Origin of the sequence: Gordonia sp. NPDC058843 (genome assembly GCF_042743165.1) — a bacterium.
Taxonomy (GTDB): Bacteria; Actinomycetota; Actinomycetes; order Mycobacteriales; family Mycobacteriaceae; genus Gordonia.
The window spans coordinates 1-24,876 of the sequence record NZ_JBHYNC010000011.1 but is presented as its reverse complement, the minus strand read 5'-3'; the positions used below and the strand labels follow the sequence as shown (position 1 = coordinate 24,876).

At 66.9% G+C, this 24,876-nt stretch carries 23 protein-coding genes; 12 read left to right on the top strand and 11 right to left on the bottom strand.

The window, feature by feature from the left end:
- The first annotated feature begins 104 nt into the window (after window positions 1-104).
- Entirely contained in the window at window positions 105-686 is a 582-nt protein-coding gene (locus tag ACFW3F_RS10195; RefSeq protein ID WP_388056863.1) for a TetR/AcrR family transcriptional regulator, read from the top strand.
- Between the two features lie 6 nt (window positions 687-692).
- On the opposite strand, the gene ACFW3F_RS10190 is transcribed toward ACFW3F_RS10195, so the two are convergent.
- Window positions 693-2,168: a PAS domain S-box protein gene (locus ACFW3F_RS10190; protein ID WP_388057023.1), complete on the bottom strand. Its 1,476-nt coding sequence runs from the start codon at window positions 2,166-2,168 to the stop codon at window positions 693-695.
- 223 nt (window positions 2,169-2,391) lie between these two features.
- Between ACFW3F_RS10190 and ACFW3F_RS10185 the strand changes: the two genes are divergently transcribed.
- The 6 genes from ACFW3F_RS10185 to ACFW3F_RS10160 all read left to right on the top strand — a co-directional run bounded on the left by ACFW3F_RS10185 (window position 2,392) and on the right by ACFW3F_RS10160 (window position 7,567).
- On the top strand, window positions 2,392-3,567 hold the full coding sequence (locus tag ACFW3F_RS10185; RefSeq protein WP_388056861.1) for a flavin-dependent monooxygenase: 1,176 nt from the start codon (window positions 2,392-2,394) through the stop codon (window positions 3,565-3,567).
- A gap of 64 nt (window positions 3,568-3,631) precedes the next feature.
- A complete protein-coding gene (locus tag ACFW3F_RS10180; protein WP_388056859.1) occupies window positions 3,632-3,994 on the top strand; it encodes a hypothetical protein in 363 nt (120 codons plus the stop codon).
- Between the two features lie 47 nt (window positions 3,995-4,041).
- A complete protein-coding gene (locus ACFW3F_RS10175; RefSeq protein WP_388056857.1) occupies window positions 4,042-5,319 on the top strand; it encodes a Rieske 2Fe-2S domain-containing protein in 1,278 nt (425 codons plus the stop codon).
- Window positions 5,312-5,809, top strand: a complete 498-nt coding sequence (locus tag ACFW3F_RS10170; RefSeq protein ID WP_388056855.1) for an aromatic-ring-hydroxylating dioxygenase subunit beta — start codon at window positions 5,312-5,314, stop codon at window positions 5,807-5,809. The genes ACFW3F_RS10175 and ACFW3F_RS10170 overlap by 8 nt, the downstream gene beginning before the upstream one ends.
- Window positions 5,810-5,822: 13 nt before the next feature.
- Window positions 5,823-6,575, top strand: coding sequence for an SDR family NAD(P)-dependent oxidoreductase (locus ACFW3F_RS10165; protein ID WP_388056853.1), 753 nt, complete (start codon window positions 5,823-5,825; stop codon window positions 6,573-6,575).
- A 41-nt stretch (window positions 6,576-6,616) separates the two neighbouring features.
- Window positions 6,617-7,567, top strand: coding sequence for a PDR/VanB family oxidoreductase (locus tag ACFW3F_RS10160; protein ID WP_388056851.1), 951 nt, complete (start codon window positions 6,617-6,619; stop codon window positions 7,565-7,567).
- Between the two features lie 9 nt (window positions 7,568-7,576).
- On the opposite strand, the gene ACFW3F_RS10155 is transcribed toward ACFW3F_RS10160, so the two are convergent.
- Genes ACFW3F_RS10155 through ACFW3F_RS10145 form a run of 3 tightly spaced genes read right to left on the bottom strand, consistent with a single transcriptional unit; the run spans window position 7,577 to window position 9,824 of the window.
- Window positions 7,577-8,233, bottom strand: coding sequence for a response regulator transcription factor (locus ACFW3F_RS10155; protein WP_388056849.1), 657 nt, complete (start codon window positions 8,231-8,233; stop codon window positions 7,577-7,579).
- Window positions 8,224-8,502 (bottom strand): hypothetical protein, encoded by a 279-nt coding sequence (locus ACFW3F_RS10150; RefSeq protein ID WP_388056847.1) that lies wholly within the window; start codon window positions 8,500-8,502, stop codon window positions 8,224-8,226. Before ACFW3F_RS10150 ends, ACFW3F_RS10155 begins: the two co-directional genes overlap by 10 nt.
- A 26-nt stretch (window positions 8,503-8,528) precedes the next feature.
- Window positions 8,529-9,824, bottom strand: a complete 1,296-nt coding sequence (locus tag ACFW3F_RS10145) for an amidase (protein ID WP_388056846.1) — start codon at window positions 9,822-9,824, stop codon at window positions 8,529-8,531.
- Window positions 9,825-9,981: 157 nt separating this feature from the next.
- Between ACFW3F_RS10145 and ACFW3F_RS10140 the strand changes: the two genes are divergently transcribed.
- From ACFW3F_RS10140 to ACFW3F_RS10130, 3 genes are read left to right on the top strand one after another with little or no spacing between them, the layout of a single operon-like run.
- On the top strand, window positions 9,982-11,442 hold the full coding sequence (locus ACFW3F_RS10140) for an MFS transporter (RefSeq protein ID WP_388056845.1): 1,461 nt from the start codon (window positions 9,982-9,984) through the stop codon (window positions 11,440-11,442).
- Between the two features lie 19 nt (window positions 11,443-11,461).
- Window positions 11,462-12,634: a flavin reductase family protein gene (locus tag ACFW3F_RS10135; protein ID WP_388056843.1), complete on the top strand. Its 1,173-nt coding sequence runs from the start codon at window positions 11,462-11,464 to the stop codon at window positions 12,632-12,634.
- On the top strand, window positions 12,631-13,194 hold the full coding sequence (locus ACFW3F_RS10130; RefSeq protein ID WP_388056841.1) for a nuclear transport factor 2 family protein: 564 nt from the start codon (window positions 12,631-12,633) through the stop codon (window positions 13,192-13,194). The genes ACFW3F_RS10135 and ACFW3F_RS10130 overlap by 4 nt, the downstream gene beginning before the upstream one ends.
- On the opposite strand, the gene ACFW3F_RS10125 is transcribed toward ACFW3F_RS10130, so the two are convergent.
- Window positions 13,130-14,884, bottom strand: a complete 1,755-nt coding sequence (locus tag ACFW3F_RS10125) for an FAD-dependent monooxygenase (RefSeq protein ID WP_388056839.1) — start codon at window positions 14,882-14,884, stop codon at window positions 13,130-13,132. The two genes, ACFW3F_RS10130 and ACFW3F_RS10125, sit on opposite strands and share 65 nt — an antisense overlap.
- A gap of 573 nt (window positions 14,885-15,457) precedes the next feature.
- Complete coding sequence (locus ACFW3F_RS10120) at window positions 15,458-17,107, bottom strand: DUF222 domain-containing protein (protein WP_388056837.1); 1,650 nt, start codon at window positions 17,105-17,107, stop codon at window positions 15,458-15,460.
- A 275-nt stretch (window positions 17,108-17,382) separates the two neighbouring features.
- Here ACFW3F_RS10120 and ACFW3F_RS10115 point away from each other — a divergent pair, with 275 nt between their 5' ends.
- Entirely contained in the window at window positions 17,383-17,934 is a 552-nt protein-coding gene (locus tag ACFW3F_RS10115) for a hypothetical protein (protein ID WP_388056835.1), read from the top strand.
- A 21-nt stretch (window positions 17,935-17,955) separates the two neighbouring features.
- Here the strand turns inward: ACFW3F_RS10115 and ACFW3F_RS10110 are convergent, their stop codons facing one another.
- The 5 genes from ACFW3F_RS10110 to ACFW3F_RS10090 all read right to left on the bottom strand — a co-directional run bounded on the left by ACFW3F_RS10110 (window position 17,956) and on the right by ACFW3F_RS10090 (window position 23,560).
- On the bottom strand, window positions 17,956-18,318 hold the full coding sequence (locus ACFW3F_RS10110; protein ID WP_388056833.1) for a hypothetical protein: 363 nt from the start codon (window positions 18,316-18,318) through the stop codon (window positions 17,956-17,958).
- Between the two features lie 354 nt (window positions 18,319-18,672).
- Window positions 18,673-20,475 (bottom strand): acetyl/propionyl/methylcrotonyl-CoA carboxylase subunit alpha, encoded by a 1,803-nt coding sequence (locus ACFW3F_RS10105; RefSeq protein WP_388056831.1) that lies wholly within the window; start codon window positions 20,473-20,475, stop codon window positions 18,673-18,675.
- A gap of 208 nt (window positions 20,476-20,683) precedes the next feature.
- Window positions 20,684-22,216 carry a condensation domain-containing protein gene (locus ACFW3F_RS10100; RefSeq protein ID WP_388056829.1) on the bottom strand — a complete coding sequence of 511 codons (1,533 nt, stop codon included), beginning with the start codon at window positions 22,214-22,216 and terminating at the stop codon, window positions 20,684-20,686.
- Window positions 22,213-22,650, bottom strand: coding sequence for a SufE family protein (locus tag ACFW3F_RS10095; RefSeq protein ID WP_388056827.1), 438 nt, complete (start codon window positions 22,648-22,650; stop codon window positions 22,213-22,215). The genes ACFW3F_RS10100 and ACFW3F_RS10095 overlap by 4 nt, the downstream gene beginning before the upstream one ends.
- Before the next feature lie 13 nt (window positions 22,651-22,663).
- Window positions 22,664-23,560, bottom strand: a complete 897-nt coding sequence (locus tag ACFW3F_RS10090) for a sulfurtransferase (protein ID WP_388056819.1) — start codon at window positions 23,558-23,560, stop codon at window positions 22,664-22,666.
- Between the two features lie 153 nt (window positions 23,561-23,713).
- Between ACFW3F_RS10090 and ACFW3F_RS10085 the strand changes: the two genes are divergently transcribed.
- Complete coding sequence (locus ACFW3F_RS10085; protein WP_388056818.1) at window positions 23,714-24,703, top strand: metalloprotease; 990 nt, start codon at window positions 23,714-23,716, stop codon at window positions 24,701-24,703.
- Window positions 24,704-24,876 lie beyond the last annotated feature (173 nt).

Here is a 24,876-nt window from a genome sequence, read left to right as displayed (position 1 = left end):
ACCAAGAACTGTGATGGAGGCTACATCCGGGGTGTGCGCGCGGGAAGCGGAACGAGGGTCGGTAAAACCTTTACCCGGGGCGCAATCGAGCCCAGGGAGGTGTGATGCCACGACTGGTCGACCATGATGAGCGCCGACGGGCCATCGTCGCCGCCGCGTGGCGGCTGCTCGCCACGCGGGGAGTCGACGGGATCAGCATGCGGGATCTCGCCACGGAGGCCGGGTACACCAACGGAGCGCTCAGTCACTACTTCGCGGGGAAGGACGAGATCCTCCGCACCGCATATGAATACGTGATCGAGGCGACCAACGCCCGGATCGAGGCGGCGACGCAGCGCCGCACGGGGAGCGCGGCGCTGCGGGCGCTGTGTCAGGAGCTGATGCCGCTGACCGACGAGGCCACCCTCGAGGCCCGTATCGCCATGTCGCTGTGGCAGCGAGCGATGACCGACACCGTGATGGCGGAGGTGAACAACGCGGCGGTCGCGGAGTGGAAGGTTCGGATGGCGCAGTTGTGGAACGAGGCGGTCGCCGCAGGTGAACTACCGGCCCGCGACATCGGTGTGGGTGTCGAATTACTGATGACGACCATCTTCGGACTCCAGGTGACGGCGGTCCTGGACCCGCGGACGACGTCGCGCGTCGACCAGATCAGACTGGTCGACGCGATTCTCGACGGCGACTGACCGGGTTCACCCCACGGTCGCGAGCGGGAGCGTCACCTGGACGGCGGTGCCGGACGGTTCGTTCGGCAGGTACCTGATCGTGCCGCCGTGCCGCTCCACGATGTGTTCGGAGATGATCAGCCCGATGCCCGAGCCGTCCTGTTTGGCCGAGAATGCGCCGGACGCGAGCCGATCGGTGGGTGCGCCGGTCATGCCGCGACCCTGGTCCCGGATCCACACCGTGGCCAGTCCGTCGGCCTCGCCGGTCTGGATCGACAGTTCTTTGACCTCGGTCGTCGGGCGGACGATCTCGTCGAGTGCGTTGACGCAGAGGTTGATGATGACCTGCCCGATGAGCACGTTCTCGCCCTGGATCGGCAGGTCGCGGTCGGGGATCTCGGCGTACACGCGCACGCCCTGCTCGGCCGCGCGCAGCCGCACGAAATACAGACTCTCCTCGACGGTCTCGTTGAGGTCCATCAGCGTCGTCGTGCTCTCGATGCGCCGCACGTAGCGCCGTACCGAGGCCACGATGTCGGCCGCGCGGTGGAGTTGTTTCTCGATCTGGTCGATCCCGTAGGCGAGACTGCGGGCGTCAACGGTCTCGGCGGAGACGCGGGCCTTGAGTCCGCTGAGATAGTTGGTCGACGCCGCGAGCGGCTGGCCGAGTTCATGGGCCAGGATCATCGCCATGTCGCCCATGGCGTGATAGCGGCTCAGGTACTGGAGGTTGGCCTCCTGATAGGCGTTGCGCCGCTCCCATTCGACGCGATCGGTCACGTCTCGGACGGTCAGGACCCGGGAACGGATGCCGTCATGGGCGACGATCTCGAGTTCGCCTGCCAGCCAGATGGTGGTGTCGTCGTCCTTGACGATCTCCTGCTGGATCTCGACGGACCCGGCTCCGCCGGCCAGTCGTTCGACGACGAGGTCGCTGGTGAGTCGTGGCTCGCAGCGACCGAGGTCCTCGAGGTGGACCCCCGACAGCTGCGCGGGGGTCCGGCCGAAAAGCTTCGCGGCGAGCGGGGAGATGTCGTCGATGCAGTTGTCGTCGTCGAGCACGACGATACCGGCGGACGTGTGGGTCATGATGCGCTGCAACGATTCCGACACCCACGTGAGTTCTTCCTGCAGCTCGACCTCGTCGGAGATGTTGCGGAACTCGACCATCACGACCGGCCCGTCCTCGCACCGCACGAGAGTCGCGCGTGCATCGGTGAGGAATTCGGTGCCGTCCTTCGCGCGGTACTTCCACTGCTTGCGGCTCGACCCGTGGACCACCGCTGACTGGAGCCAGGCCACACCGACCTCCCGGCGGTACTGGCGTTCCTGGGCGCTCATGTGGTGCGCCTTGAGGGGCTTGAGCTCCTCGAGCGTGAACCCGAAGATGCGGCACGCGGCCGGGTTCGCCCACAGGATGTTCTTCGAACTCGCCTCGTGGATGAGGATGCCGGTGCCGGTGTGGAGGATCATCTGCTCGAAGTCCCGACGAGCGGGGAACATCGCCATCACCTCACCTTCGTCCGTGTGTGGCATTCACCCCAGCCAGGATTCACCCCAGCCAGGATTCACCCCAGCCGACCTTCGCCCCCGTCACGATGCCATGCAGGTGACGACACGCAAGTAAGGAATTGCTTACCCGCATCGCGGGAAATCCCGATACCGGGCCGGGCCCCGCGTCCATAGTGTCGGACTCGAGATCGAGAGTCGATTCCGAACGGAGACAATGATGACCGCGGAGAGCCTGACCGAACGGGTGTGTGCGGAACCGGCGGGGGCGGCGCGTGACGCAGCGTTCGATCATGCGCTCGACGTGCTCCGGGATCGTCGAGACGAGTTCAACTCGCAGCGATACGTCCCCGGCGACTACATCGCGCTGCTGAAGCGGGCCGGCATGTACCGGGCGTCGACGCCCGCGGTGTTCGGTGGCGAGCCGATGGCTCCGTCGGACTTCATGTCCCTCGTCGAGCGCATCTCCGCGGTCGACCCGGCCACCGGGTGGGTGTCCAGCTTCGGCTCGTCGCTGGTGTACTTCGCCGCGCTGCCTGCCGAGACACAGGCGAAGATCTACGCGTACGGCCCCGACATCGCCTACGCGGGCGGTCTCTTCCCGATGCAGGAGGCCCAGAAGGTCGACGGCGGCTACCTGTGCAGCGGGGTCTGGCAGTTCGCGAGCGGCTGTCGCGGCGCCGACCTCATCGGCATCGGACTGGCCGGCGGGCCCGAGACCGGCGGCAAACCGCTGACGGCGCTGGTCGATCCGGCCGAGGTGGAGATCGTCGACAACTGGGATGTCGCCGGGATGAAGGCGACGGGTTCGCACGCCGTCCGCGCCGATCGCGTGTTCGTGCCGGAGGAGATGACCTTCGTGCGCGGCGGCGCGCCGCAGATCGACGAACCGCTGACCCGCTATCCCGCGCTGGCTTACGCCGCCCAGGTGCTGGCGGTGGTGACTCTCGGGGCCGCCCGGGGTGCGCTCGACTACGCCATCGAGGTCGGCGCCGCACGGACCTCCATCACCGGGGGTGCCAGCAAGGGCAACCGGCCGGCATACAAGAGCGGCCTCGCGATCGCCGAAGCGCAACTGCGATCGGCTCGCGCGTTCTTCTACGAGAGCACCGATGGGGTGTGGGCCAAAGCCCTGGCGGGAGAGCATATCTCGACCGACGATCAGGCGGTGCTGCGGCTGAGCGCCACGCATGCCGCGCACGTCGGCCGCAGCGTCGTGCTGCAGGTCTTCGATCTCGCCGGGACCGGAGCGATCTACGAGACCCATCCGTTGCAGCGGTTCCTGCAGGACGCCCTGGTGCCCGCCCAGCACGCCATGTTGCAGACGAACACCTACGAGGCGGCGGGCGCACTGCTGCTCGGCCTCGATGCCGGTATCCCCAGCTTTCCCTGAACGTGACATCCAGTCCTGACTGTCACGACCGCCGAGATCACCACCCGCAAGGAGTGCACCGCCCATGACCGACGAACCGTTGCGCACGCTGTTCTGCGTGGGGAACAACCAGAACTTCTTCGACCTGCCCAAGGCCGACATCGGGCCGGTATGGGAGGCGACGATGGAGTTCCTCACGAATCTGAAGAATCTCGACGGCGTCGACATCATCGGGACCTTCGACGACGACGCCCACATGGTCGGACCGTCCGACGGCTGGCCGTGGACGTTCTACGTTCTCGCCGACGTGCGCGACCAGCCGACCGTCAAGGCCGCCTGCAACCTGTTGCGCACCACCATGGTCGGCGAGTACGCGCTGTGGAAGTACTTCAAGGTCGAGGCGCGGATGGGCAGAGCCCTCACCATCCGCGACGACGTCACCTCCTGAGGCGACACCCGACCCCGTCCATCCCGACCCAGACCGAAGGAACATCGATGACCACCATCGAGCGGCCGTCCCGCGGCTTCGCGGACCTCGCCGAGAAGGACCGCGTCGCCGGTCAGCTGTACACCGACCCCGAGATCTTCGCCGAGGAGATGCGCAAGATCTTCTACCGCACCTGGGTGTGGGTCGCGCACGAGAGCGAGGTCCCGGAGGCGGGTTCGTTCAAGACGACGCAGGTCGGTGATCAACCGGTCATCGTGACCCGGGATCGCAAGGGCAACTTCAACACCCTGCTCAACCGGTGCCGACACCGCGGCGCAACCGTGTGCGACCAGCGCAGCGGCAAGGCCAACGGGTTCACCTGCCCGTACCACAACTGGTCGTACACCCTCGACGGCCGACTGCGCGGCATCCCCTACCCGGATGGGTATGAGGGTGTCGTCGAGAAGAACGACTTCCCGTTGCAGAAGCTGCGCACCGAGAGCTATCTCGGCATGATCTTCGCAACGTTCAATCAGGAGATCGAGCCGCTCGAGGATCACCTCGGGGACGCCAAGATCTGGATGGACCGATTCCTCAAGCAGTCCAACGGATTTCCGACCAAGGTCCTCGGCAGCCACAAGTTCCGGTTCAAGGGAAACTGGAAGATCCAGCTCGAGAACACCACCGACGGCTACCACTTCCCGATGGTGCACAAGTCGTGGATGGCCTCCGTCGACGCCGAGACCGCGAACATGATGTCGTTCATGGACGACCCGGCCGCGCAGACGCACGCACTCGGCAACGGGCACAGCGTCGCGATCATGGCGGCAGCTCACGCCGATCTCGACGTCGACGACGGCGACGAGGAGATCCAGCCGCGATTCCAGCACCTCGTGGACGAACTCACCGAGGCCGGTGAGAGTCCCGAACGCATCCGCCGCTACATGCGGTCCATGCACGGCTGCGGGTTCAACCTCAACATGTTCCCGAACATCGCGATGTCGTCGTCGTTCTTCCGGGTGCTCATCCCGATCAGCGTGGACGTCACCGAGGTCTGGCACATGGCCATCGGCATGGACGGCGGCCCCGAGAGCATCAACCGAGAGCGCCTGCGTATCCACGAGCATTTCCAGGGCCCCTTCGGATTCGGCAGTCCCGACGATGCGGAGGGATGGGACCGGGTGCAGATCGGTGCCGGGGGCAACCCGAACATGCCGATCCTGGTCAACCGCGGCGAGAACCGCGAGTTCACGACCGAAGAGGGCTGGCCCACTTCGCATGTCACCGACGAAACCGGGATGCGCGAGTCCTACGGCATGTGGAAGAGGATGATGAGCGATGACTGAGCTGCACACCTTCAACGACCCGCGCGTGCTGCGCGCGATCGCGCTCGTGTGGAAGGAGGCCGAACTCCTCGACGCCAAGGACTACCCGGCATGGGAAGCCCTCTACACCGACGACGCGCATTACGTCATCCCGATCGATCCCGACACCGACGACTTCGACTCGTCGCTGAACATGGTGTACGACGACAAGCGGATGCGCCGGTTGCGCGTCGAACGGATGATGCAGGGATACGCACCGTCGGCGGTCGCCGCGGCCCGTACGGTCCGGGTCATCTCGCGGTTCACGGTGTCCGACGTCAGCGACGACACCGTCATCCTGCGCTCGGCACAGATCCTCAACGCGTTCAAGCGGGACGCCTTCTCGACGATCGGCGCCGAGCTCACCCACACCATTGCGCTCGGGCCCGACGGGGACGACCGGATCAGTTTGAAGGTCGCCCGTCTCATCGACAGCGAGGACGCGGTCAGCGCCTCCGGATACCTGGTGTGAGCGGGGAGTGGACATGAGCTCGACAACCAAGGGGATCGCGGTCGTCACCGGCGCGGCCGGCGGGATGGGTTCGGTCATCGCCCGCGGCCTGCATCGGGACGGTCATCGCGTACTGCTCACCGACATCACTCTCGACCCGGCCCAGCGGATCGCCGAGGAACTCTCGCCCGATGGGTCGACGGCGCAGGCGGCAGTTCTCGACGTCGCGCACCGACAGAACTTCGTCGACGCGCTGGCGCACGTGCAGTCCATGTGGGGCACACCGACGATCGTCGTCAACAACGCCGCCCTCACCCAGGCTGCCGACCTCATGACCCTCGACGAGCCGGACTTCAACCGGGTGCTGAACACGAACGTCAACAGCATCTTCTTCGGCTGCCAGGTGTTCGGTGCCGCGATGGCTGACGAGGGTTACGGCCGCATCGTGAACATGGCCTCGCTCGCCGGTCAGAACGGCGGCACGGCCACCGGCGCCCATTACGCCACGTCGAAGGGCGCGATCCTCACGGCGACCAAGATCTTCGCCAAAGAGCTTGCGGCGCGCGGAGTTACGGTCAATGCGATCGCGCCTGGACCCCACGACCTACCTGTCGTGAAGGCGACCGTACCGCCGGACAAGCTCGACGCCGTGATCGCCGGCATCCCCGTCGGCTCATTGGGCAGCCCGGATTTCATCGCCGACATGGTCGGCCTGCTGACCGCCGAGAACGCCTTCTTCGTCACGGGTGCCTGCTGGGACGTCAACGGCGGGCTCTTCGTCCGCTGACCGCATCTCCGACAGCCACCGCCACCACCAGGAGCACTCCCATGGCCCTCACCGACGTCGTCGTCTCCGCAATCGTCCAGGAGACCCCGAGCATCAAGACGTTCTACCTGTCGAAGCCCGACGGCTCGACGATGGGGGAGTACACGCCGGGCGCGCACATCGACGTCGTCGGACCGACCGCCATCACCCGGCAGTACTCGCTGTGCAGCCGCCCCGACGGCCGCGAGTCGTTCGCCGTGGCGGTCAAGCGCGAGGACCAGTCCCGTGGTGGGTCGGCGGCACTGCACGACCTGCGCGTCGGCGACCGGCTGCAGATCAGCGAGCCGCGGAACCTGCTCGGGATAGATTCCACAGCAACACATCACGTGCTCGTGGCCGCCGGCATCGGCATCACCCCGATGCTGAGCATGGCGCGCTACATGGACGTGCACGGCATCAGCTTCGAACTGCACTACTTCGCCCGGACGGTCGAGGACGCGGCCTTTCTGCCGCTGCTGCGCGAGCGGTGCCCGGAGAAGCTCCACGCACACGTCGGCGTCGGGCGGGACGCCCACGCCTCGATCCTGACAACAGCACTGCAGGCGGCACCGCAGCAGGCGCATGTCTACGTCTGTGGTCCCGACGGGTTCATGACCAAGGTCCGCGATCTGGCGCAACAATTCGTCCCGGCCGACGCGGTCCACTTCGAGAACTTCCACGCGACGGACCAGCCGGATGCGTCGGAGAACACATCCTTCGACGTCGAACTCGACGGGGAGACCTATCACGTACCCGCCGACCGGAGCATCGTCGAGGTCCTCGAGGAGAACGGTTGCGACGTCGACACCTCGTGTCAGGAGGGCATCTGCGGCACCTGCATCATGCAGGTCCTCGCCGGCGAGCCCGAGCATCGCGACAATGTGCTGACCAAGGCCGAGCGAGAGTCCGGAGAGGTGATGGCGGTGTGCGTGTCGCGTACTGCCGGCGAGAAGATCGTGCTCGACTACTACTGACCAGGGGCGTCAGGGATTGGTCGGCACCTCGACGTCGAACCGCAGGATGTCCCGAACGAGAGTGCTGATGCTGTCGGCGTCGGTCTTGCTCTTGATCCGGGCACGGTGCACGTCCACCGTCTTGACGCTCATGTCGAGACGGCGGGCGATGTTCTGGCTCGGCAGACCTTCGACGACCAGCGCGAGGATCTCCCGCTCACGCGGGGTGAGCAGTGCGACCTTCGATTCCACCCACCGCTTCTGCGCGTGGGTACGAAACCGTTCGACGGCCTTCTCCATACCCGCCTGAACGGCGTCGAGCAGCCGCTGGGGATCGTAGGGCTTCTCCAGGAAGTCCATCGCGCCGGCCTGCAGGGTGGACACCGACATCCGGATGTCACCGTGCGCGGAGACGAAGATGATGGCGACGTGCGGCGCGAACTCGTTGAGCTTCTCCTGCAATCGCGGACCGCTCATCGTCGGCATGCGGACGTCGAGGACGATGCACGCGGGTGTGTCGCCGGAGTACTGGGCGAGGAAGTCGTCGGCGCTGTGGCAGATCCGCGGTGAGATGCCGATGCTGCCGAGCAACCAGTCGACTGATTCGCACAGTTCCGGATCATCGTCGACGACGAACACGGTCGCGGTCACGTCTGCTGCGGTCACGTCGGCCGGGGTCACGTCCATGCCGCGTCGGCCGTCCAGTAATTCATACCGACGGCACTCACCCGGTGCTGCCACTCCGAGGTCCGGTTCAGCCACGGTTCCTCTTGCCGGACCGACGCGTCGGCGGCCTCCGGCCCATCGGCTTCGACGGTCCAGTGCACCCAGTTGACCTCCCGGCCGTGCTCGTCGTGAACGAACAGGTCGACGTGGTGCCAGCCGTAGTTGAAGGTGTCCTCGTAACACGTGAGGAACATCCGGTGATGCGTCTCGGGACGGGGTTTGAGCGTCATGCAGATCTTCTCTCTTCCAACCGGACTCAGGCCGGAACGACCGGATGCGACCGCAGCTCGGTCTCGAGCACGGTGGCGATCTCGAACAGCGCGGACTCCCGGCCGGGCAGACCGATCACCTGGAGCCCGAGGGGCATCCCGGAGTCGGTGGTCGCACCGGGTACGACGACGACCGGACAACCGAGGAGCTGCCACGGGCGGCTCAGCACCGGCGATCCGGTCGCCGAGAGGCCCCGTGGTGCCGGTCCGGGTGCGGCAGGACCGACGATCACCGTGTGATCACCGAGCGCCTCGGCCAACAGATCCCGCGACCGGTCGCGGCGGATGAGGGCGGCGGCGTGATCGGCGACGCCGACCGCACGTCCGGCCTCGACGAGATCGCGCAGGGCGGGGCTGAGCGCACTCGCGTGCTCCCGGACGACATCGTCCAGCGTGCCGGCCGCCTCGTGGGACATCACCGTCACGTGGTCGTCGGCCAGGGTGCGCACATGGTCGTCGTACTCGAGCGTGCGGGTCTCGACGCCGGCTCGTTCGAGCAGGCCGGGCAGGCGGTTGATCAGCTCGGACATCGACGGATCGATCGGGTGCAGGTCGCTGCCACCCCACACCACCACGGTCCGGACGGTGGCCCGTCCCGGGACGTACGGCGAGCGACCCGAGAACGCGGAGTACACATACTGCAGGTCGGTGATGTCCCGCGTGAGGAGCCCCAGCGAGTCCAGCGACTCGCTGAGTCCGGTCACGCCGGACAAGTGCGTCGATCCGTGTGCGAGGACCATGCCCGCCGCGCCACAGTAGGCAGCCGGACGCGTCAGTGAACCTGCGGTCTGCGTTCCCAGCGCCACCGGGATGACACCCGCACCGACGGCGGCGGCCGATCCGCTGGACGACCCGCCCGGGGTGTGCTCGTGGTCGTGCGGATTTCGCGTCGGGCCGGGTGCGAAGTAACCGAACTCGGTCGTGACCGTCTTGCCCTGGATCACTGCGCCCAGATCGCGAAACCGGCTGACACAGCGCGCATCCGACGCTGCGGGAGCCGAGGATGTGATGCTCGAGCCGGCGCGGGTCGGCAACCCCTCGACGTCGATGAGGTCCTTGACCCCGAGCGACACACCTCGCAGGGGGCGACGACCCGGCATCGCGTCCTGTCGGCGCGCGTCGTCGACGACGGTCGGGGACAGCTCGACCCACGCGTGCAGTTCGGTGTCGGTGCGGCGGATCTCCTCACGAGTCTGTTGCGCGAGAATCTCCGCCGACACCACCTTTTCGTGGACCGCGGTCGCCTGCTCACTGATGGGCTGTTTCCAGTAGGCCGAGCTCACCGTTCCTCCTTCTTGTGCTGGCACCAGTCTGCCCTCTCGGGCAGCGGGGCGACAGTAAAGATTTCCCTCGTATCGCCGTAGGCACGAGTGGCCATAACTTCGATGTCAGCCCTCGAAATCCAGGCGTCATCTCTCCCGCCAGCCTCAAGGAAACGCAATGACCATCAGAGAATCCGAGGTGACGACGCCGTCGTCGCCTGCCCCCGATCGACGAATCGATCTCAGCCGCATGTCGAGACGAGCGTGGGTCGTCACCGGCATGCTCGTGCTGTTCCAGATCATCGCCTTCGCCGACAAAGCGGTCCTCGGTCTGGTCTCGGCCGACGCCATGCCCGAACTCGGGCTGACTGCAACCGAATTCGGATTCATCGGCAGCGCCTTCTTCTTCCTGTACGCGATCGTCTCGGTCATCACCGGATTCCTGGCATCCAAGATCTCGGTGAAGTGGATCCTGTTCGCGATGGGTGTCACCTGGGCGGTGCTGCAGTTCCCGATGCTCCTCGGTGGGGGCGCCGCCATCCTGTTGGTGACGCGGATCGTCCTCGGCGGTGCCGAGGGACCCGCCACCGCCATGTCGCTCACCTCCGCGCACACCTGGTTCTCGCCGACGCGACGCGCGCTGCCGTCGAACCTGATCGCCGCCGGCTCCACGCTCGGGCCGGTCTTCGCGGCACCGTTGCTGGCCTGGGTCATCGCCGTGTGGGGGTGGCGATGGGCGTTCGGTGTCCTCGGGATCATCGGCCTGGTGTGGGTGATCGCCTGGTGGGCGATCGGCGCGGATGGACCCTACCGGCCCAAGAAGAACGACGCGGCACCCGACGCGGGCGAGGTGGTGTCCGATCCGGATGAGGTCGTGACCGACACCGACGAGACGGCGACCGCCGCGGTCGATGAGCAGAAGCCGGTCGTGATCTGGCGTGCCCTGCTCAGCCTGGCGTTCGTGTCGGCTGTGATCGGCGGGGCGTCGAACTTCTGGGTGCAGGGCTTCCTGACGACCTGGCTGCCCCAGTACCTGGGCACCGTCGTCGGGCTCTCGCTCGGCGAGGTCGGTGCGATGACGACCGTGCCGTGGGTGGTCGGGGCGCTGGTCCTGCTCGGACTGGGCGCCCTGGGGCACCGGATGTTGCATCGGGGGAGTTCGGCACACCTGGCGATCGCGGTTCCGTTCGGCTGTGCCGCGGTGCTGGCGGGACTGTGTTTCATCGCCATCCAGGCGACGTCGGGGATCACCGCGGTCGCGCTGCTGTGTCTCGCCGGTGGATGCAGCCTGGCCTTTCCGATGACAGCGACCGCGATCGGTTACGCGGTCGGCGCCCGGCAGCGACCGATCCTGATGGCGACTCTCGGCGGCGTGGCGTCGTTCGGCGCGGTCATCTCGCCGATCCTGGTCGGATGGCTGATGACCGACGCCGGCTACGTGTCACCGCCGAAGGGCGAGAAGCCGAGTGCGGAGATGGCCGGCAACATGGCCGACGGCGTGCACCAGGCCTTCACCATCACCGGGATCGTCCTCCTGGTGGGCGGCGCACTCTGTATCGCCTTCCTCCGGCCGGAACGACTCGGTGCCACTCTGCAGAAGCGCTACGTCAAGGTATCGGCCGACGCACCGGCCGCCTGACCCGATCTCAGGAGAAATCATGTCCGACAACGTAATCAGTGCCATCGATCCAGGAATCTTCCGAAATGTGATGGGGCACTATCCCACCGGCGTGGTGGTGGTGACCGGACGTGGTGACGACGGATCGGTGCTGGCCATGGTCGTCGGGACCTTCAGCTCGGTGTCGATGGACCCGCCGCTGGTGTCCTTCATGCCGATGAAGACCTCGCGCACCTTCGAGAAGATGCGCGGCTGCGAGTCGCTGTGCATCAACATCCTCGGGGGTGAGCAGGAAGACGTCGTCCTCACTGTTGCGCAGAGGTGGGAGAACAAACTCGACGGTGTCGACTGGTTCCCGTCCCCGTCCGGGGACCCGGTTCTGGCCGATTCGGTGGCCTGGATCGACACCCGCATCCGCAACGTCGTCGAAGCGGGTGATCACTGGATCGCGCTCTGCGAGGTGCAGGACCTGGCCGTCACCAACCCTGTGTCACCGCTGATCTTCTTCCAGGGTGGTTACGGCAGCTTCGTGTCGACGTCGCTGATGGCCCGGATGGATCACGAGATCCTGCCGACGATCCACGCCGCGCACGCGGCACGCCCGCAGGTCGAGGCCCTGGCCACGTCCGTTCGATGCGAGGTCTCGGTCCTCACCGCGGTCAGTCGCGACGAGATGGCCGTGGTCCTGTCGGCCACCGCGCCCGGCATCGACCGCGAGGAAGGTCTGGCGTATCGCATCCCGATGGTGCCGCCGATCGGCGACACGTATGTCTTCGACCAGGACGACGAGACCCGCGAGAGGTGGCTGGCGAAGCTGCGGAACGCCGATGACGATGTGCGACAGGTGCATCGCGACCGTCTCGACTTCGTCCGGCAGCACGGCTATCTGGTGTCCTTTCTGCCCGACGCGGACTCGGCGGCGTACGAGGAGATGCGCGCGGCGACGAAATCCTATGAGCGGGGCCGCCTCACGCCTTCGCTGGAACGCGAGATCTGCGAGTCCATCGGGAAGTCGCCGGTCGACTATCGGATTCGTGACGTGCGACCCGATCAGACCTATGACGTGGGTTCGGTTGTGCTGCCCATCCGGGACGCGCGCGGTGGCTATTCGATGACGCTTCGGCTGTCGCAGCTGCCCCTCGGCGTGAACGGCGCCGAGGTCGAGGCCTGGATCGAGCAGGCGCGCGCCGTGGTGGAGGTCCTCGGCCGATGACCGGTGTGGACATCGACGCCCGGATCGCAAGCCTGGTGGCCCGCGTCGAGACGCTCGAGGCCGAAGCCGACATCCGGCGGATCCAGGCCCGCTACATGTTCCTGTGCGACACCCCGTGCCCGGAACCCGGTCTCGCGGACGACGCGGAACGCATCGAGCGCATCGTGGACCTCTACACCGACGACGCGGTGTGGGAGGGCGTCGGCGAGTACTACGACGGACAGTTCGGACGTGCCGAGGGCAAGCAGGCGATCCGTGAGCACTTCCAGCGCTTCTGGGGTGAGAAGCGCGACCCGGCGCTTCTTCTCAACGCGCACTACCTGACGTCGGAGCAGATCCACGTCGACGGCGACAGAGCGGAGGGGCAGTGGATTCACATGCAGCCGTGGCTCTTCGACGACGGCACTGCGCTCCTGCGGTCGAGTCGACTGAACAACGCCTTCCGTAAGGACAACGGCCGGTGGCGCATCACCCGCACCCGCACCGAGAACGTCTTCATCGCACCGCTGCCCACGGGATTCGCCGAGAGCTACCCGTCGTCGTCGGTGCTGATGGGCTGATCCGTTCGAGTGTGCGACGTTCGCGTCGGTCGGATCGCAGGCGCTGCGATTGTGTCCGTAGATCGGCCGCGACCTTGCGCAGCGACGCGCGCCGAGTCGCGTTGTAGACGAGCCCCGGCAGCGCGGTCATGGGCAGCATCGCCGATGGCGGTTGCGTCCGGTTGTAGATGTCTCCGAGTGTCGCGGCATACCCTGCTCGATCCCGTGCCCGGCGGTTGACCTCGTACTCGAGCGGCGACGGTGGGGTGCCGGACGCCAGGAAGTTCGTCCACTGATAGATCTCGACGCATTCGCGCTCGCGTCGTCTCGCCCATGCCGCGGTGGCGGTGTCGACGGCATCGGGGTCGGGGTCACCGCCTCGCAGGACGGGGGCAAGTTCTTCGCCGAGCAGGCGGCCGTATCGGTAGGCATCCCGGATGCCCTGTGCGGTGACGGGGTCCTTGAAGTGTCCGGCGTCGCCGGGCAGCGCCCAGCCCGGTCCGCTCGACCGGCGGAAGTAGGATTCGATGCCGGTGCAGGAGCGGACGCGGGAGGTCATCTCGGCGCCGTCGAGACGGCGAGCGAGTCCGGGTATCGCGGCAATTCCCGCCAGGTAGGCGTCGGTGACCTTTCGGCCGCGGAACTCCTCGTCCAAGTCGATCGGCGGCTGCAGGAGGCAGAGCGTATGACCGCCGTCGCACGGGAACGCGGTCCCGAGAAGACCGTCGACTCGCCACTGAGAGGCGATGTGGCGCTGATCGTTTCGTGGGTCCGTCCAGTACGCGAAATAGCAGGACCGGCCGCTCGGCGACGAGATCAGCGGGATCTGGGCATTCGCCTCTCGGGCCACCATGCTCTTGCGCCCGTCCGCGCCGATCACCACGGGGGCGACCGCACGATGCTCACGTTCGTCCTCGTCGACGTAGACGACGCCCGCCGCGCGGCCGTCGGCCCAGATCAACGACGTCGCCCGGCAGAGTTGCCGGAGGTCGGCGCCGGCGGTGACAGCGGTTCGTTGGAGGGCGGCGTCGAGGTGTGAGCGACGTAGACACATCGCGTAATCGATACCCGAGACCGGTGAATACGGGGTACGCCATGCGATCTCATCCAGAACGGCCTCGGCTGTCGGGAGCCGCGGCGCGCCGGCGTCCTCGACGGCAGGCAGCGCGCCGAGCGCATGGATCTCGGCCATGGTCGACGGCCACAGCAGATGAGTCGACAGGGTGTCGGACGGAAAGCGTGCCGAATCGATGACGAGAACACGTAAACCTCGTCCGGCCAGCGCGATTGCCGTCGCGGCGCCGGCGCATCGGGCACCCACGATGACGGCGTCGTATTCCTCGGTTCGCTCGCTCATCGCGAATTCTCCATCCATCGGGTGGTCACCCGGACAGATGAGACGATATCCGTGTTGCGTCTCGCCGCGGGGCGGTTTGATCCGCTCTGGGCCCGTATGTGGGCGTAGACGGCACCGATGAAGCGTGAGTACGATCCCGGCGGCAACCCCGATCCAGGGTTCGGCGGTCAACCCGATGAGGAGTCCCACGGCTCCAGCGGCCTTCGCGGTCGCGAGGTAGGGCAGAGCCCGCGGCGCTACGTGCACTTCTGCGGAGTTGTGCAGAACGAGCTCGGCTTTCGCGAAATCCGCGATGGCGATCCCCGCGTTGGCGACGATGCAGAGGACCGTCGCGATGAACAGTGCAGTGCTCATGCGGGGTGACCCGTGGCCTTCCTCCTGACCCGAAAGAACGACCCGACCCCTCTTTCGTCCTCCACGACGGCCGCCGGGCCGCAGATACTCCAGGTGCACGTGGGTCAAGACATTGCTTGCCGATCACGCCGAGATCCGCAATCCCGCAGCATGGTTGACGACGGCACTCACCCGTGTGTGCCTCGATCAGTTGCGAGCGCGGAGCCGGCGCCGGGAGGAATCGCTTGTCGACGAAGTAGCGCGGGGCGCGGAGACCGTCGCGGCCGATGAACACTATCTGCGGCGCGAGAACGTGTCGCCGATCCCTCATTGGTCCCTGTGGGAACACCGGCCGTGGTCGCCGGTGCGCGCGCTGTCGCCGAGGAGACCCGGTTGTTCGCCGACCGAATCCGCGCGAGCGCCCCGATGCGGCTGGGTGGCAGGCGGATTCACGTGATCGCACCCGGTGGTCATGGTTTGGCTGGCATCGAGGTCGCGACCACTGGTGGGAGGGTGGCGAGAATCGAGATCCGGCGCATGACTTCGAGCACCGCGGCGGAGTTGTTCTGACCGGCGGTGCTCGGAGCCTTGTGTCTAGAAGGGCGGCGGGTTGGCGTCGTTCCAGCGCTTCTCGGCGCGTTGTTGGCGTCGGAAGTCGTTGTCGCGCAGGTCGTTGAGCCTCGCCCGTGCTGGGTGATCGGGTGGCCGGCTCGGGGTGAGCCGGTTGAACAGGTCGCGTCCGCTGAAGGCGTTGCCGACGAACATGTGTCCGGTGGGTGTGGTGTACCAGGCGGTCTGGAATTCGTCTTGGTGGTCCTGCCAGCTGGTGAAGGTCTTGATTCGGTGATGAAACCGGCACAGCGGTTTCAGATTGCGCGCATTGGTCGGGCCGCCGCGACGGGGGTCGGCGTGGTCGAACGGATCGGTATGGTCGAGATCGATCTGCCAGACCGGTGCGTTGCAGCCGGGGAAGGTGCAGCACAGTTCGCCGGCACGAACCAGGGCTTGGAGCTTCTTCGATGGGGTGTACCGCGTCGTCGAAGTGTCGGCGACGGGAGCCGGTGGCGCGTCGGGCGCGGGATGGATGTAAGTGCGCCGGGCTTGGGTGAGGAGCTGCCGGGCGGTGTCGGCGTCGATGATGCCGTGGCGGTCGAGGAATGCGGGGTCGTCGTCGAGACCGATCAGGGTCGACAGGTTCACCACGATGTGGAAGGTCGCGCGCGGCGCGGGCGATGGTGAGGCGTTCGGGTCGCGGTGCTCGGCGACCACGCTGTCGGTGGACGGGTCTACGACAGGTTCCGCGGCGGCGGCTACTTCCGCATCGAGGTGTTGCGCTGAGTCGGCGTCGCCTGGGGCAGCGTCGCAGTCGTCGCACCGGCAGGCGAGAGCCGCTTCGTTGCGTGCGAGCGCTTTGAGGGCGTCGGCGCGACGCTGAGAGAAGTTTCGCGGATCGCCGGCGTGGACGGCGTTGGCCATCGACGACAGGCGGGCATCGAACTCGGCGGCGTCGGAGGCGGGCAGCGTGCCGACGATCCGGGACTGCCCGGGTGTGAACCGATCGGGGGTGACCGTCACTTTGCGATCACCCCTGACCCGCTCTTTGCGTCGGCGGATCGCGTCGGGCGCCCACTTGGCGACGATGGAGTCGACCATGGCGGTGAAGCGCGCCGTCGACATCGGCGCGCGGGCGAAGATCGCCTCGGCCAGATGGGCGTCGACGGTCTGCATCTCCTCATCGTCGGTGATGAGATCGGTGCGCTTGAGGGCGATGAGGAAGCGGCGCTTGTCGATTCGACCGCACGCCAGTGCGTGTCCGGTGAACGCAAGCCGGTAGCGCAGGGCGTCGCCGGCCTCGATGAGTTCTTTCGCCTCGGCCGGTGTCACCGTGAGAGTGGCGCCGACCTCGGCGATCGCCTGCTCGAGCCCGTTCGGGCCGAACTGCTCGTACGGGTTCTCGCCGGCCGCTACTCGTGCCGACAGGTTCTCGAAGGCTTCGATGGAGTCGAGTTCGCCGCTGTGCACCTCGGCCCGCTGCTGCGCGTAGTCCATTTCGCGTTCGTCGTGAATGAGGCTGGCAACGACCATCATTCGATGCGCGGACGCCGCTGCCAGCCCGGCGCAGTGATTCAGGACCTCGATGAGTTCAGAAGCGGAGAGTTCATGGTCGGGGCGTAGCCGTGGTTCGACCGACTCCTGTGATGGGTCCACCGATGTGGTGGATCCGGCCCCCGCCCCCGATGACATGCCTCCATCATACTCGAACACGCGTTCGAGTCAAGGGTTCTTGCTGGACCGCGGCCCGTCGACACGACGTCTGTGGCCGGTGCCCCGGTCCGGGGTGACGACGGCTGTATGTCTCTATTGTCCCGTCACCTCTCACCGGTGACGAGGCCGAGTGATTCGCACCGATCATGTAGTCCGTCCGTACCATTTTGCGGACTGACCGGTCATTGCGCGCGCAACTTGATGACCAACGTGGGACCATGCTCTGTCGGTAAGCAACTGGGGAAGGGGCGCGCATGCGTCGGATCGTGTGTGGACTGGTCGGCGTCGCCGCTCTCGGCGTGATTGCGGGATGTGCGGAGGAGAGGGCGGCTGCGCCGGAGACCGTGACCTCGACCGTCACTGCGACGCAGACCACGAGCACTTCTACCGCACCCTCCCCGAGTGGTGCTGCATATTCTTCGGCCAGCAGTGTCGAAGCCAGTGTCGATGTCGAGGCGATCCGGTCGGTGAAGCTCGAATACTTCAGCGGCGACAAGGTGGGCGACAAGCTCTTTCAGCTCAACCGACGGGGTGGCACGAGCTTTCCCGGAGTGAGTTGGACGTCGCGTTCAGAGGACGGCGACCTGGAGTCGGATGAATGCGCAGTCGTGATCGATGTGACCGGCCCGGGCGACGTCGATGAACGGTACCGGAGCGACGAGTGCAGTGGTGGGCGCAATTCCATTCAGATGCCGTCGATCACTGTGCCCGGTGACTACCGGGTCACGGTGTCGGTCACCCCGCCCGGCGGTGGACAGCCGATCGTGGCCACCGAGACCATCAAGGTCATCGGAGTCGGGCAGTAGGGCCGCGCCGACGCCTGAACCTCAGTAGATACCGCGCGAAAGCGGTTCGCCGACAGGCAGACCCAGGGCCCCCTCGGCGAACCGGGTGACCGGTCCGATCGCGGCGTCGAGCGCCTCGTCGTAGCCGTCGCGTGCCTCGCCCCAGAGTCGGCCGGACGAACCGTCGGTGGTGATCCCGATCAGTGCGATGAGCTCACCGGTGGTGGGGATGCAGATCGCCCAGACGAATCGGGTCTCGGATTCCCAACCGCGCTGTGCCGCAGTGACGTACGTCGTGGGGTCGTCAACCTGGAGATGAGACAACGCCGGGACGTCGGTGATCCGCTCGTCCGCACGAAGCGAACGCAGATACCACGTCCCGGCGTTGATCTCGACTGGTTGCATGGTCTCCAGGCTATTCTGGCGTTGACCCTTCGTGACGCCCCTCCGCAAGCTCCGGGGCTCCTCAGGGAGCGGGGGATCCGCGCCCCTCCGCAAGCTCCGGGGCTCCTCAGGGATCGATGCGAGGGGGCCCGCTTCTCTGCTCCCTGAGGTGCGAGCGAAGCGAGCCACGAAGGGTCTTCGCAACTCGCCTCACCAGGCCCTTCGAGGCTCGTCGCTTGCGCTCCTCGCACCTCAGGGAGCGGGGGAGGCTCGCCCCTCCGTAAGCTCCGGGGCTCCTCAGGGAGCGGGGGAGGCTCGGAGCTTGCGCTCCTCGCACCTCAGGGAGCAGGGGAGCGCACCTCGGGGCCGCAGGACCTACTTCAGCTCGAGGAGCACCGTGCCCTGGGTGACCGCGGCGCCGGCCTCGATGGTGAGACCGGTGACGACGCCGTCCTTGTGTGCGGTGACCGGGTTCTCCATCTTCATGGCCTCGAGCACGACGACCAGATCGCCGGCAGCGACCTCCTGGCCCTCTTCGACGGCGACCTTCACGACGGTGCCCTGCATCGGAGCGGCCACGGCATCGCCCGAGGCGGCTGCGCCGCCGCCCTTCTTGCGCGACCGTGCCTTCGGCTTCTTGCGGACGACACCGTTGGCCGATCCGCCACCGCCGCCGAGCGCGAGATCACCGGGCAGGGACACCTCGACGCGGCGCCCGCCGACCTCGACGACGACGTTCTGACGCGGTGCCGCGTCGTCCTCGTCGATGGCCTCGCCGGCGGTGTACGGCTCGATCGGGTTGTCCCAATCGGTCTCGATCCACTTGGTGTAGATGTCGAACTTCTCGCCGTCCCCGATGAAGGCCGGGTTCGAGACGATGTGGCGGTGGAACGGGATGACCGTCGCGAGACCCTCGACCTGGAACTCGGCGAGCGCGCGACGCGAACGCTCGAGAGCCTGCTCGCGGGTTTCGCCGGTGACGATCAGCTTGGCCAGCATCGAGTCGAACTGGCCGCCGATGACGTCACCCTCGACGACACCGGAGTCGACGCGCACGCCGGGGCCGGTCGGCTCCTTGTAGACCGAGACCGGTCCGGGAGCGGGCAGGAAGTTGCGGCCGGCGTCCTCGCCGTTGATGCGGAACTCGAAGGAGTGGCCGCGCGGCGTCGGGTCCTCGGTGAACTCCAGCTTCTCGCCGTTGGCGATGCGGAACTGCTGACGAACGAGGTCGATTCCCGCGGTCTCCTCGGTGACGGGGTGCTCCACCTGCAGGCGGGTGTTGACCTCGAGGAACGAGACCAGGCCGTCGCTGCCGACGAGGAACTCGACCGTGCCCGCACCGTAGTAACCGGCTTCGCGGCAGATCGCCTTGGCGGACTCGTGGATCTTGGTGCGCTGCTCGGCGGTCAGGAACGGCGCGGGGGCCTCCTCGACGAGCTTCTGGAAGCGACGCTGCAGCGAGCAGTCGCGGGTGCCTGCGACGATCACGTTGCCGTGCTGGTCGGCGATGACCTGCGCCTCCACGTGGCGGGCCTTGTCGAGGTAGCGCTCGACGAAGCACTCGCCGCGACCGAACGCCGCGACGGCCTCACGGGTCGCCGATTCGAACAGGTCGGGGATCTCCTCGATGGTGTAGGCGACCTTCATGCCGCGCCCACCGCCGCCGAACGCTGCCTTGATGGCGACCGGGACGCCGTGCTCCTTCGCGAACTCCACGACCTCGTCGGCGTTCTTGACCGGGTCCTTGGTGCCAGGGGCCATCGGGGCGTCGGCCTTCAGGGCGATGTGGCGCGCGGTGACCTTGTCGCCGAGGTCGCGGATCGACTGCGGTGACGGTCCGATCCAGATCAGCCCGGCGTCGATGACGGCCTGGGCGAAGTCGCCGTTCTCCGACAGGAAGCCGTAACCCGGGTGGATCGCGTCGGCGCCGGACTTCTTCGCCGCGTCGAGGATCTTGTCGAAGACCAGGTACGACTCCGCCGAGGTCTGACCGCCCAGTGCGAATGCCTCGTCGGCGAGCTTGACGAACAGCGCGTTCGCGTCTGGCTCGGCGTAGACGGCGACGCTCGCGATGCCTGCATCCCGGGCGGCGCGGATCACGCGGACAGCGATCTCGCCGCGGTTGGCGATGAGGACCTTGCTGATTGCGGACGGGGTGTTCGCAGAGGTACTGGGCACTTGTTCTCCTGGGCCTTACTCGTACTCAGGTGCTCACGACGCGGTAGCGCACGCGACACGTTTGTCGGACGTCGGTCAAGTCTGGTGGTCCGCCGTCACCGGCCGGGATGCGGACGGCGAGGGCGATGCGACACCGTCGAGGTGCAGGTGTCGCGACCTTCCGGGCAATACCCTAGCCCACCGAGCAATCGTTCGGTGGCGCCCTGGGTCACAACGACGGAGAGAATGTGCTCGCATCACCGAGGCGGGCGACGAGTTCGGCGAAACCGTGCAGGTAGGCGTGGACAGGACCTGCTGCTGGATCGACTCTGAGGGCGTTTCCCGAGTCGACCTCACCGGAATTGAATGTGACGTTTCCCTCATGTTGCGCTCCCGGTGTGTTCGCCGATGAGGCGACGCCGAGCTCGTGCAGGGGTGACTCCCACGGGAACCGGGCGGAGTACCGCAGGCCCGACGGAGTGCGATTGATCCAGATGTACACCTCGTCCGGCGAGTAGCTGTGACTCCGGATGACCTTTGCGCGCCCCGCGTCGGCTGCCCCGGCGCCCGGTGCGTATCGGGTGTCGATGAACGAGATCACGAATCGAGGCCCGCCGACGTGGCCGATCAGGTCGGCCACCCGCAGGAACGGCAACGACGCCCCCTGGCGACCGCGCTTGAGCGCGGCGGTCGACCGAGCAACAGTCTGATCGAACGTGGGGGAGTCGGACATGTCCACACAGAAGGGCGCGACCCCCACGAACCAGCCGAGGGAGGTCAGCCAACGGGCGTCGTCGCGGGTGTGCCGGGGGAGCACGCAGCGGAACTCGCGATCGCCGGTCAGCTCGTGATGGACGAGGGCAAAGGCCGCGAGGACCCCGGCGGTCAGGGTCCCGCCGGCCTCCGAGCAGATTGCGGTGAACCGGTTGGCAGTCGCGTCGTCGGCGATGACACCCCACAGCGATTCCTGGGGGACCGGCGCTCCGGTGGCTTCCGCCGGGAGCTCGGCAGCGGACGCGTTGGCCGCCTGCAGCGCGGGCATGCCACCGTCACCGGCCGCAAGGAACTCCGACCACAGGCCGACGGCCGGGTGGTCACCACCGGTCTGATCGGCGAGGCGACGCTCCTCGGCGCTGAAGTCGACGTAGCTGCCGACCTCGGGCAGGTTCGCGCCGCGATGCTCTCGGGCCGCGCGGTACATCGAGACCAGTTCCTGCTGCGCCATGATCAGCGAGTACCCGTCCACCAGGGAGTGGTCGGCGGCGAACAGCAGGGTGAACGACCGCTCACGCCCGACCGTCGCGAATCGATACGCCGGCCAGTGCAACGGCGCGGTCGCACGATCGAACGACCCCGCCAGTTGTTCGACGAGGGGACCGGACTCGGAATACCAACCGATCCGGCCCATCGTGAGCTTCACGGTGCCGGGCGCGGTGGTCAGCCGCTGCAGACCGGAGCCCTTGATCACGACGTGGCTCCGCAGTACCTCGTGCCGGTCGATCCACTGGGTCAGCACCGACCGGATGGCCGGGATCGACAGTGGCTCGTCGAACTCGATGCTCAGGCCGAGCCATGCCTCGCGCCCACCCTCGCGCCGGGTGCGGACCCGGTACTCAAACGCGGCCCGGAGATGCTGCTCGTGGTTGTGCGAGGTCAATCGAGAGTCATAGTCCCAGTTGCCCAGCCCGCCAGGCACATACGGCGTCCACTCGACGAGACCGCCGGGCGCGATGGGTTCGTCGCGGATCTGGATGAACTTCATGCCCCAGAGGTGTCGGGCACCTGGGCGCGTACCTGGGCCTTGATCCGGCCGAGCATGCCCGCCATACCCCTCAGACGCAGCGGACTCACCGCGCTGCCCAGGCCGAGGTCATAGTAGAAATCCGAAGGCACGTCCAGGATCTCGCGCGCCGACGCGGTGTCGAGCCCCTGGTGCAGGATGGCGGCGAACCCGCGGGTCGTCGGCGCCTCGCGCGGGGCACTGAAATGCAACCGCACCGACGACGGGTCGGTGGCGTCGACGGACAGGAACACCGGGGACTGGCACTCGGGTACCGGTTCCATCGCATCCTGCTCGAGATGGGCGGGTATGTCGGGCAATTCGCCGGCGAACTCGAGCAGCAGCGTGATCTTGTCGGAGTCGCCGAGCGCGCCGAAGTCGTCGACGATCTCGGCCAGGGCTGGAGGCAGGCTCATCGTGCGTTCGGGCTCACTTGGTGCCGGGGACGGCGCCCGGCTCCTCGCCGACCGCGATCGGGACACGCACCGCGTTGCCCCATTCGGTCCACGAACCGTCGTAGTTGCGGACCGCGGTGTGCCCCAACAGGTGCGTCAGCACGAACCAGGTGTGACTCGACCGTTCGCCGATGCGGCAGTAGGCGATCGTGGGTGTCTGCGGATCGAGGTCGGCATAGATCTCGTCGAGTTCGGCGCGGCTGCGGAACCGACCGTCGGGGGCAGCGGACTTCGCCCACGGGATCGAGATGGCGGTGGGGATGTGCCCGCCGCGCAGCGCCCCCTCCTCCGGGTAATCCGGCATGTGGGTGCGTTCCCCGGTGTACTCCTGCGGCGAACGCACGTCGACGAGCGGCTCGGTACCCAGTGCCTCGAGGACCTGCGGCGCGAACGCGCGGATCGCGGCGTCGTCGCGCTCGACGACCGGATAGTCCGACCTCGGGTAGTCGGGGACGTCGAAGGAGGTGTCGCGGTCCTCGGACATCCAGGCATCGCGGCCACCGTCGAGCAGGCGGACGTCCTCATGACCGAACAGGGTGAAGACCCACAGTGCGTAGGCGGCCCACCAGTTGCTCTTGTCGCCGTAGATCACGACGGTGTCGTCCCGCTCGATTCCCTTGCTGCGCATCAATTCCGCGAACTGTTCGCCGTTGATGTAGTCGCGCGTGACCGGGTCGTTGAGGTGCAGGTGCCAGTCGATCTTCTGGGCCGTCGGGATGTGGCCGATGTCGTAGAGCAACACATCTTCGTCGGACTCGATGATCTTGAGTCCCTTGGCGCCGAGATGCGCCGACAGCCACTGCGTCGTCACCAGCCGTTCAGGGTGGGCGTATTCGGCGAAGGCCGGATTCGGGTCGGTGTCAACGCTCACGGTGCTCTCCAGCTCGCTGTTCGGACGTTCGTCGTGGATCACGCGCGGACCATCTGCGGTCCCGCTGATAAAGGGTAGGGCATCGGCCGGGGCGTGCTTCGATCAGACGACAAACCGCAGGTGAGATGGGTCATCGCCTGCTAGGTTCGCCGAATGATCGATCGACGCGGCTCCCTCGCGATGCGGTGGGCGGTCTCCGTGGCCGCCGTGGTGACACTGACCGTCGGAAGCGGGTGCTCGCTGATCCCGTCCGACGACTCCGGGCAGGCCCCCGAATCGTCCGCGTCGACGAGCAGCACACCGAGTCCGACGCCGTCACGCTCGCCGGATTCCTCTCCATCCGGTGACGCCGACCCGGCGCAGTGCCGGCCCGACGACTGCCCGAAGCTGCCGACTCCGACCGCGGAACTCATGACCAGCGGGGTGAACCCGGCCAACGTCGACACCGCGGTCCCCGAATACCTGACGACGCTCCTCGACGACCTCGACCAGACGTGGGGTGGATGGTTCGACCAACTCGGCTGGGGCGACCCCGCACCGGGCCGGGTGCTCATCGAATCGGGCACCTCGTTCACCACCGAATGCATTGCCGGTGACGAGGATTCGAGTCCGGTGCCCATTCCCTCCGATGAGGCGAACGCATTCTTCTGCGGTGTGGACACCGAACCCAACGGGCAGGGCACCCCGACCGAGGGCAGCGTCGTGCTGCCGGTCGAGACCTTCGCGGCAATCTGGGACGGCAACGTCTTCGGGGTGCCGTCACCGATCGTCGGTGACTTCACCGCCGCCATCGTGGTCGCACACGAATACGGTCACAACGTCGTGTTCCGGATGGCCGAGGCGTTCGACATCCCGGACAGCCGTCTCCCGGCCGGCAAGAACAGCGAGCTGATCGCCGACTGCCTCGCGGCGAACTGGGGAGCAACCGCCTACCAGCGGGATGCGCTCGGCGCGAAAGAGATCCTGCAGGTCGCGAGTCTGCTGCCGATCATCGGTGACACCGGTGGGGCCTCCGGACACGGGTCGGCACGCGAACGCGCCGTGGCCCTCACGGTCGGGCTCACCGGCCCGCAGTTCAACCGGCAGGGGCAGCCGGTGGACTGCATCGAGCGGTACTGGCCGGAGTTCTTCGAGGTGGAGTGACCCTTCGAGGCTCGTCGCTTGCGCTCCTCGCACCTCAGGGAGCAGAAGGCTAGGTATCTGCGGCTTGGCGGCTGTCGTGGACCACAAAAGAACACTCGTGAGTGTCCGAAATCCATGCTCCCTGAGGTGCGAGCGAAGCGAGCCACGAAGGGTCTCGCAACGTGTCTCACCAG